Annotated in this window: 8 protein-coding genes; 2 read left to right on the top strand and 6 right to left on the bottom strand. The window is 72.6% G+C overall.

Annotated features, from left to right (window positions below; genetic code table 11):
- Window positions 1-110: 110 nt before the first annotated feature.
- From ACZ45T_RS25385 to ACZ45T_RS25360, 6 genes are all read right to left on the bottom strand, one after another.
- Window positions 111-926 (bottom strand): sugar nucleotidyltransferase, encoded by an 816-nt coding sequence (locus ACZ45T_RS25385; protein ID WP_468445002.1) that lies wholly within the window; start codon window positions 924-926, stop codon window positions 111-113.
- A gap of 30 nt (window positions 927-956) precedes the next feature.
- A complete protein-coding gene (locus tag ACZ45T_RS25380; protein ID WP_468445000.1) occupies window positions 957-2,549 on the bottom strand; it encodes an FAD-dependent oxidoreductase in 1,593 nt (530 codons plus the stop codon).
- A gap of 70 nt (window positions 2,550-2,619) precedes the next feature.
- On the bottom strand, window positions 2,620-3,636 hold the full coding sequence (locus ACZ45T_RS25375) for an acyltransferase domain-containing protein (protein WP_468444998.1): 1,017 nt from the start codon (window positions 3,634-3,636) through the stop codon (window positions 2,620-2,622).
- Between the two features lie 20 nt (window positions 3,637-3,656).
- Window positions 3,657-4,919, bottom strand: coding sequence for an FAD-dependent monooxygenase (locus ACZ45T_RS25370; protein ID WP_468444996.1), 1,263 nt, complete (start codon window positions 4,917-4,919; stop codon window positions 3,657-3,659).
- The gene (locus ACZ45T_RS25365) at window positions 4,916-5,578 is read right to left on the bottom strand and encodes an antibiotic biosynthesis monooxygenase family protein (protein WP_468444994.1); all 663 of its coding nucleotides are present in this window, start codon (window positions 5,576-5,578) and stop codon (window positions 4,916-4,918) included. Before ACZ45T_RS25365 ends, ACZ45T_RS25370 begins: the two co-directional genes overlap by 4 nt.
- Window positions 5,579-5,629: 51 nt before the next feature.
- Window positions 5,630-6,412: an SDR family NAD(P)-dependent oxidoreductase gene (locus ACZ45T_RS25360; RefSeq protein ID WP_468444992.1), complete on the bottom strand. Its 783-nt coding sequence runs from the start codon at window positions 6,410-6,412 to the stop codon at window positions 5,630-5,632.
- Window positions 6,413-6,659: 247 nt separating this feature from the next.
- Here ACZ45T_RS25360 and ACZ45T_RS25355 point away from each other — a divergent pair, with 247 nt between their 5' ends.
- Together ACZ45T_RS25355 and ACZ45T_RS25350 are read left to right on the top strand one after the other, a co-directional pair.
- The gene (locus ACZ45T_RS25355; protein ID WP_468444990.1) at window positions 6,660-7,175 is read left to right on the top strand and encodes a nuclear transport factor 2 family protein; all 516 of its coding nucleotides are present in this window, start codon (window positions 6,660-6,662) and stop codon (window positions 7,173-7,175) included.
- Window positions 7,172-8,314, top strand: a complete 1,143-nt coding sequence (locus ACZ45T_RS25350) for a cytochrome P450 family protein (RefSeq protein WP_468444988.1) — start codon at window positions 7,172-7,174, stop codon at window positions 8,312-8,314. Before ACZ45T_RS25355 ends, ACZ45T_RS25350 begins: the two co-directional genes overlap by 4 nt.
- Window positions 8,315-8,471: the final 157 nt, after the last annotated feature.

Raw genomic sequence — 8,471 nt, 5'->3', positions numbered from 1 at the left:
CAGTGCACCGGGTCGGCCCCGCCGGCGTTCGAGCACCCCCTCCGGGGCGAGGGGCGGGGGGGGGTGGGCGGGACGGGGGGGGCGTTCGCGCACACGACGGGCGAGTCCCGTCAACCCCTCGGTGCCGTCCGCACCGGCGTCGCCGGCACGAAGCCCATCTGCCGGGCGATTTCGTCCACCCGCCCCACCGGACGGCCCCGCCGTTCCTCGCCCCGGACGAACACCGAGGCCTCCAGAAGGCTCTCGTGCGTTCCGGTGTCGAACCACGTCGCCTCCCGGCCGAGCGGTACGAGCCGGGCCGTGCCGCTCTCGACGAACGTGCGGTTGAGGTCGGTGATCTCCAGCTCGCCCCGATCGGACGGCTTCAGCTCCGCGGCCCGGGCCAGGGCCTCGTTGTCGTAGAGGTACAGCCCGACGACAGCCTGGTTCGAGCGGGGCCGGTCGGGCTTCTCCTCCAGCGACACGATCCGTCCCGACGCGTCGAGTTCCGCCACGCCGAAGCGGTGGGGATCGGGTACCGGGCAGCCGAACAGGGTGCAGCCCTCCAGGCGCCGGCGCTCCTCCCGCAGCAGGGTGCTCAAGCCGCGACGGACCAGTACGTTGTCGCCGAGCGTCAGCGCGACCTGGTCGTCGCCCACGAACTCGGCGCCGATCAGCAGGGCTTCGGCGAGTCCGCGCGGTTCGGGCTGCGCCGCGTACGCCAGGCGCAGCCCGAGGTCCGCCCCGCTGCCCAGAAGTCTGCGGTAGGCGTCGAGGTGGTGCGGATTGCTGATGACGAGGATGTCCCGGATGCCCGCCTGCATGAGCAGGGAGAGCGGGTAGTAGACCATCGGCTTGTCGTAGACGGGCAGCAGCTGTTTGGAGACGGCCCGGGTGACCGGGTCGAGTCGGGTTCCCGTGCCCCCGGCCAGGATGATGCCGCGCATGGCGCTCCTCGTGTCACGGTCCTTCACGACTTACGGTCGGTTCCGTACGACCTCGGCGGAGCCGGTGGCGGCGGCCAGGGCGGCGGCGAGCGGCGCCCGGTCGGTCCCGGTGCCGCGCGCGCTGACGTAGCCGTCCGGCCGCACCAGCAGCCAGCCGCCCGCCGTGAGGCCCAGGGCGGCGGCGAGCGGCGCGTCCGCGCCCTGGAGGGCCCGGGTCTCCAGCCAGTCGCCCGCCCCGTCGGCGAGCCCGCCGACCTGTTCGGCAGACGTACCGGACGTGAACAGGGTCCACGTCGGGCGGCGCAGCTGGTCGACCAGGGTGCGCAACGGGGCGGCGTCCGGGGCGAGCCGGACGGACGCGACGCGCTCACCGGGCCGGGGGCCCGTGCCGGACGCGGTGTCCTCGCCGGTCAGTGGGCTGTCGGGGTAGGCGACGCGCAGCCCGGACACCCCGCCGAGCACCTTGCGCTGGATCTTGACGCGGAGCGTCGGCAGGGCGCGCACCACCGAGAAGACGACGGGCAGCGCCACACCCGCGAGAGCGTTCTTCAACTGGACCAGGAACGTCGCGCCCTTGGTGGACTGCAGCAGCGCGCGCCCGACCGGCACCCGCTCCTGCGAGTAGCTGTCGAGCAGCCGCGGGTCGGCCTGTTCCTTGAGGACCATGGCGAGCTTCCAGCCGAGGTTGAACGCCTCCTGGATGCCGGTGTTCATACCCTGGCCGGAGGCCGGGCTGTGCACGTGGGCGGCGTCACCGGCGAGCAGCACCCGGCCCGTCCGCATGCTCTCGACCATCCTCTGCTGGAAGGTGAAGACGGACACCCACACGGGTTCCGCCACTTTCACCGGTCGGCCCAGGCCGCGGCCGAGTTCCCTGCTGAAGCGCTCGGCGACGGCGGCCGGGCGGCCGTCCTGGGAAACGGTGTCCAGGAGCCGCCAACGGCCCGGGGTGCTCATGGGGACCATCATCAGCGTGACCCCGCCGGACCGCACCCAGTGGATGCTGTTGCGCGGCAGGTCCACCTCGATGTCGGCGTCGGCGATCAGCCAGGTGTCGCTGGATTCGCCGAGCAGCGGCACGGCCAGCTTCTTGCGTACAGTGCTGTGCCCGCCGTCGCAGCCGGCGAGCCACGCGACGCGCAGGGACTCCCGACCGCCGTCCGCCGTGCCGAGGGTGACGTCGACGCCGTCGGCGTCCTGCTCGAAGTCCTCACAGCGCACACCCCATTCGACCGCCACGCCGAAGGTGCCCAGCGCGGTGCGCAGCACCTCCTCGGTGCGGACCTGGTCGATGCAGAGGGTGAACGGATAGCGGGTGGGCATCTGCGCGTAGTCCGCGTCGAGGCGGGCCAGGCGCCGTCCGTTGTGGTGCAGGGTGAACGCCTGGATGCGCTGTCCGCGGGCCACCATCTCGTCGACGACGCCCATCTGGTCGTACGTCTCCAGGGTCCGGGGGTGGGTGGCGATCGCCCGGCTGGTGGTGGCGGGCGCCTCGCTCGCGTCGACGACGCGGACGCGCAGGCCGCGGCGCAGCAGTTCGTGCGCCAGGGTCAGCCCTACGGGCCCGGCCCCCACCACGAGCACCTGGGGGCTCGGGGTTCGCGGGTCGGCTGGTTTCGGCATGGTCGGGTCTCTCCTCGTCGGGAACGGTGGGGAGGCGTTGCGTCGGGGCGGGCGGGGGGCCGGCCGGGGCTCAGTCGGTCGCGCACTCCAGACGGACGCAGGCCGCGCGGAAGCGGGCCGTCTCCTCGCCGGGGTCCTCGGTGCGGGGGCCGAGGAGGGCGAGCACCTCCACCTGCCCCGACCGGACCGCCGGGTGGCGGCGGGCGAGTGTGATGAGCCCCTGCCCGGGTCCGCACTCGACGAGCAGTCGTGCGCCCGAGGCCAGAGCCGTCTCCAGGGCGGGCCAGAACATCACCGGGTCCACCGGGTGGCGGGCCCAGTACCCGGGGTCGGTCACCGTGGGCGCGTCCAGCCGGGCGGCGGTGTAGCCGGACACCATGGGTATGCGGGGCGGCTCCAGGCGGGTGCCGCTCAGGGTGCGCAGCCCGGTGCGCACCACCGGTTCGAGCGCCGCGCTGTGGAACGGGGTGCGGGAGGGGACGGGGGCGCAGACGAAGCCCGCCTCGCGCAGCGCGGCGGCGGCGCCGGCGAGCGCTTCGGCCGGCCCGGCGACGACGGTCTGGCGCGGGGCGTTGACCGCGCCGACGTCGACACCAGGCGGCAGCTTCCCGGCCAGTTCGGCAACGGAGGCGGCCACCGCGAGCATGCCGCCCGCGGGGGCGGACTCCAGGTCCGCCACCCGGTCGAGGACCAGGCGCACCGCGTCGTCCAGGGCGAAGACCCCGGCGAGCGTCGCCGCCGCCACCTCGCCGATGCTGTGCCCGAGCAGCGCGTGGCAGTGCACGCCCCTGGCCAGCAGGACCCGGCCGAGCGCGTAGTCGAGGGTGAACAGCAGCGGCTGGGAGCGGGTGACGTCGTCCATGGGCAGGGCCGGCCGGGCGGCGAGCCAGTCGGCGCGCAGCGCGTCGCCGGTCGCACCCATGGCGCGGAACACCTCGTCGGCCGCGGCCGCGAAGTCGGGCTCGTCGCGGTAGAGGCCGGTGCCCATGCCCGGGTATTGCGCTCCCTGTCCCGGCAGCAGGAGCACCGGCTCGGGGCCGCCGGGGGCGGCCCGTTCCCCGGCGGGGTCGGGCACTGTCTGGAGCATCGCGACGTGTCTCCTCGGTGTCAGCTGTGGACGAAGTGCTCTTCGGCGACGGCGATGTCCCGGTCGCCGTAGGCGACGTGCCGCAGGATGGTGCGGAACAGCGGGGTGCGGGAGACGACGCCGGCGATCCTGGGGCGCACCCGGGCCGCCACGGGGTTCTGCGAGAGCATCGCCTTGCTCTGGAGGGTCTGGAAGCGCATCACCCTGCGTACGGCGGGCCGCCGTCTGCGGGTGAACCGCTCCAGGACCTCGGCGCGGGCGTCCCGCTGTTCCAGGGCCGCCATGAGCACCGGATGGAGTGCCACGGCGTCCTGGACGGCGAGGTTGATGCCCTGCGCCCCGATGGGGCTGTGGGTGTGCGCGGCGTCGCCGAGCAGCACCAGGCCGTCGGCGGTCCAGTCCCTGGCCTCCTGGGTGAACACGTCGAGGAGCGTCAGGTCCGACAGGCAGCTCAGCCGTGCGGCGATCCGGTCCGCGTACGGCGGCAGGGCCTTGGCGATCTCCGCCTTGACGTGGTCGATGCCCCGTGCGGCCACGGCCTGGTACCCGCCGTGGGGCAGGGTCCAGCCGATCTGGAGGGTGTCGGGGAAGGACCGGTAGACGAGGACGGGATTGCCGCCGCCCCGGAAGATCCGCACCTGGGTGTCCGCGCCGCCGTCCATGTCCCGGTCCGTGTCGCCGTCCGCGGGCAGTTTGAACCAGAGCACGTCGTGCGCGAAGTCCTCCGCGCGGTCCACGGCGATCCCCGCGAGGCGGCGGATCTTGGAGTACCGCCCGTCGGCGCCCACCACGCAGTGGGCGAGCACCTCGACGCGTCCGGCGCCGGTGGTCGTCACTCCCCGCACCGCGCCCCGTTCGTCACGCAGCAGCTCGCTCGCACGCTGACCGGGCAGGTACCGGAACTCCTCGAACTGCCGGCACCGTTCGAGGAGTTCCTCCAGGAGGTGGCGTTGAGGCAGGCTCAGGAGCCGGTTGTGCGGTCCGGGCAGCCGGCGGTAGTCCGCGACGAGCAGCGCCCGCCCGCGGTCGGTGAACCGGAACCCGGTGTGCTCGTACGCGCCGCGCTCACGGGCCCCCGCCAGCACGCCGATGCGGTCCAGGAGGGCCGCGCCGCCGGGCTGGAGGATCTCGCCGCGGTACTCCCGGTCGAGGGACCGGCTGCGCTCCACCATCGTCACGCGGACCCCGGAGCGCAGCAAGAGCAGGGCGAGGGTCAGCCCGGCGGGCCCGCCGCCGACGACGCAGATGTCGGCGGGCACGCTCCGGGTCCCGGCGCTCGTCACTTCTCGTCGTCCTCCGCTCCGGGTCCGCGGTTCCACGCCAGGTGCTCGACCCGCTCCACGGTGACGCTGTCGGCCAGCTCCTCCAGCTCCCGGTAGGTGGGATGGGTGACGGCGGCGGGCTGGGCGGACGGGTCCCACCAGTAGCTGATGCCGGTGTAACGGCCGGGCCTCTGCACGGACTTGTTGAGGTCGGCGTAGCCGAAGCCGCGTACGGCGCGGATGCGTTCGGCGTGGGCGGCGAAGGCCTCCTCGAAGCGCTGTTCGTTCCCGCCGACCTGGAAGACGGTCACGGTCATCAGCGGTTTGCCGAAGTCCTCGCGCCGACCGGCCGACTCGTCGGCGTTGACCCGGAACAGGTTCTTGCTCAGGTCGAGCTCCGCGTGGTCGAGCATGGTGTGCATGACGCCCTGGTGCTTGCGGAACTCCTCGCTCTGCGCCACCTTCTGGAACGCCTCCTTCGACCGCCACCAGCCGAAGTTCACGTAGACCGAAGGGGCGTCGGCGAGGACGACCGCCTGGTGGGCGCCGAACCCTTCCTGGGCCCGCATGTACTCGACGTGCTCCAGGAAGAACTTCTCGAAGTCCTTGGGGTCTCCCTTGGTCGTGAACCGGGCGATCACCGTCACGAGGTTGCTCAGGTCCTCGTTGCTGCCAGCCATGGTGCGTACCTCCGTCGTGGTGCGGGTCCGGCCGCCTTCGGCCGGGCGCGGTCAGTAGTTGCCGAGTCCGCCGCAGATGTTGATGGCCTGGGCCGTCACGGGGGCGGCGGCGTCGGAGGCGAGGTAGGCGACCATCGCCGCCACCTCGTCCGGTTCGGTGTAGCGGCCGAGCGGGATCTTGGCCTGGAAGCGCTCCAGGACCTCCTCCTCGGAGATCTCCCAGTGGGCCGCGTAGCCCCGGCGGACCTGCACGGCCATCGGGGTCTCGACGTAGCCGGGGCACACCGCGTTGACGGTGATGCCGGTCTTGGCGAGTTCGAGGCCCAGGGCTTTGGTGAATCCGACGACTCCGTGCTTGGACGCCGAGTAGGGGGCTCCGAGCGCCACGCCCTGTTTGCCGCCGGTGGAGGCGATGTTGACGATGCGTCCGTGGGACAGCTCCCGCATCCGGCCCGTCGTCAGGACGGCGCGGGTCATCCTGAAGACGCTGTTGAGGTTGGTGTCGATCACGTCGTACCAGAGCTCGTCGGTGACGTCGGCGGTGATCCCGCCGCCGCTGCGCCCGGCATTGTTGACCAGTGTGTCGACAGGTCCCATGTGCTCCACCGCGGCGGCGACGAACGCGTCGGTCTCCTCCTGGGAAGTGATGTCGCAGGTTCGGCCGGCGACCTCGTGGCCACGGACCGTCAGGTCCTTGACGACGGAGGCGAGTTCGGCGCCGTCGCGGGCGCAGGCGAAGACGCGGAATCCTTGTTCGGCAAGCGCGGTGGTCACCGACAGGCCGATCCCTCTCGTGGCCCCGGTGACGATCGCCGTACGTGACTTCGGGTTCATCACATCTCCTTGTGGCGCGGTTGCTCCCCGGCTTGGCGAGAGCGTGCTGGCCGGTGCTCGAAACCGGCTCAACGAGCGTTGGACGAGGCCGGCCGCCCGGCCACCCGGGCGGCGGGCCGGTCCGATCGACGGGGCGTTGAGTGTTCTTCCAGACCTCGTCAGGAAGCTCCCGGTCGTGGGGTCACTGCGACGCGGTGGGCCCGAGACCGACCGAACAGGCCCGCAGAGGGTGCCGAAGGGAGCCGGTATGACGCTGCCGTTGCAGGACGCGGAACGATCGGAGCAGGCCGAGCACGCAGAGCAGGAGGAGCACGCCGCAAGCACGGGGCGGTCCGTCACGGCGGACCGGTACCAGGAGGTCCAGAGCTTCTACGCACAGCAGATGCAGCTGCTCGACTCCGGGCAGGTCGAGGCGTGGGCGGAGACGTTCACCGAGGACGGCGTCTTCAGCGCGAACGCGCACCCGGAGCCCACCCGGGGGCGCGCGGCGATCACCGCCGGTGCCAGGGCCGCCCGAACCCGGCTGGCGGAGCAGGGGCTGCGCCACCGGCACTGGCTGGGCATGGTCGACGTGGAGCCGCTCGCGGACGACCGGCTGCGGGTGCGCAGCTACGCGCTGGTCCTGGCGATCGCTCAGGGCGGGCCGGCCACCGTCCATGTGCACACCACCTGCGACGACGAGCTGGTCCGGGTGGCCGGCCGGTGGCAGGTGCGCACCAGGCTGGTGGCGCGGGACGACCTGGCGGCGGAGCCGGCGCGATGACCGGGCCGCTGCGGGTGCCGCTCGCCGAGAGCCCGGTCGCGGTCGCCGATCCCTACCCGGGCCTGGACCGGCTGCGCAAGGCCGGGCCGCTGGTGCGGGTGGAGACCACGTTCATGGGCGAGGTGTGGCTCGTGACGCGGTACGACCTCGCCCGCGAGCTGCTGGCCGATCCGCGGTTCAGCCGGCGCAGGGACGACGACGGGCCGGTGGCCGCCGTCGACTCCGATCCGCCCGACCACACCCGCATCCGGCGTCTGGTGCGCCAGGCGTTCACCCAGCGCCGCATCGAGGAACTGCGGGACTGGGTGCAGGGGCTGGTGGACGGGATGCTCGACGGCCTGGAGACCGACCGTCCGATCGACCTCCTCGACCGGTTCGCGTACCCGCTGCCCATCGCCGTCATCTGCGAGATGCTCGGCGCCCCGGCCGAGGACCGCACCGATGTGCGGGCCCGCACCGAGAAGATCCTCGCCGGTGAGGTCGAGGAGAACCGCGAGGACGTCTACGCCCGGACCAAGGAGTACATCGTCGACCTCATCGCGCAGAAACGGCGCGATCCGGGCGACGACCTCATGAGCGGGCTGATTGCGGCCAGGGACGGCGGGGAGCGGCTGAGCGAGCCGGAACTCGTCGAGCTGGGCATCGCACTCATCGCGGCCGGCTACGCCACCACGACGAATCTGATCGGCAACGGCGTCCACTCGCTGTTGGCCAACCCCTCTCAGCACGCCCTGCTCAAGGAGCGCCCGGAGCTGATCGGCTCGGCCGTGGAGGAATTCCTGCGCTACGAGAGCTCCTTCAGCGCCGCCGGGCAGATCGCCCGGGAGGACGTGCAGGTCGAGGACATGTCCATCCGCAAGGGCGATGTGCTGCTCGTCTCCTTCTGCGGCGCGAACCGCGACCCCGCGAGGTTCCCCGACCCGCACCGCCTCGACATCACCCGCGAGACCGCCGGTCACCTGGCCTTCTCGCACGGCATCCACCACTGCCTCGGCGCCCCGCTGGCGCGGATGGAGGCGCAGGTGGCGATCGGCACACTGGTGCGGCGCTTCCCCGGCATCCGGCCGGCGGGCCCCACCCGCTGGCGGGAGAACATCATGCGCGGGCTGCACGAGCTGCCCGTGGTCCTGGAGGGCTGAGAGGTCCCGGCCGGGAGGTGACGCAACGGTGCGGGCCGGAAGGGGATTTCCCTTCCGGCCCGCACCGTTGCGCCTCCCGCCGGTTCACCGGGCCGGCCGGGGGGGGGGGAGAAGACCAAGAAACGAAGAAGGGGATAACCACCGCAGCTGCGACAAG

It is taken from the genome of Streptomyces sp. NPDC030995 (genome assembly GCF_055571215.1).
This window is presented reverse-complemented; position numbering and strand designations above follow the sequence as displayed.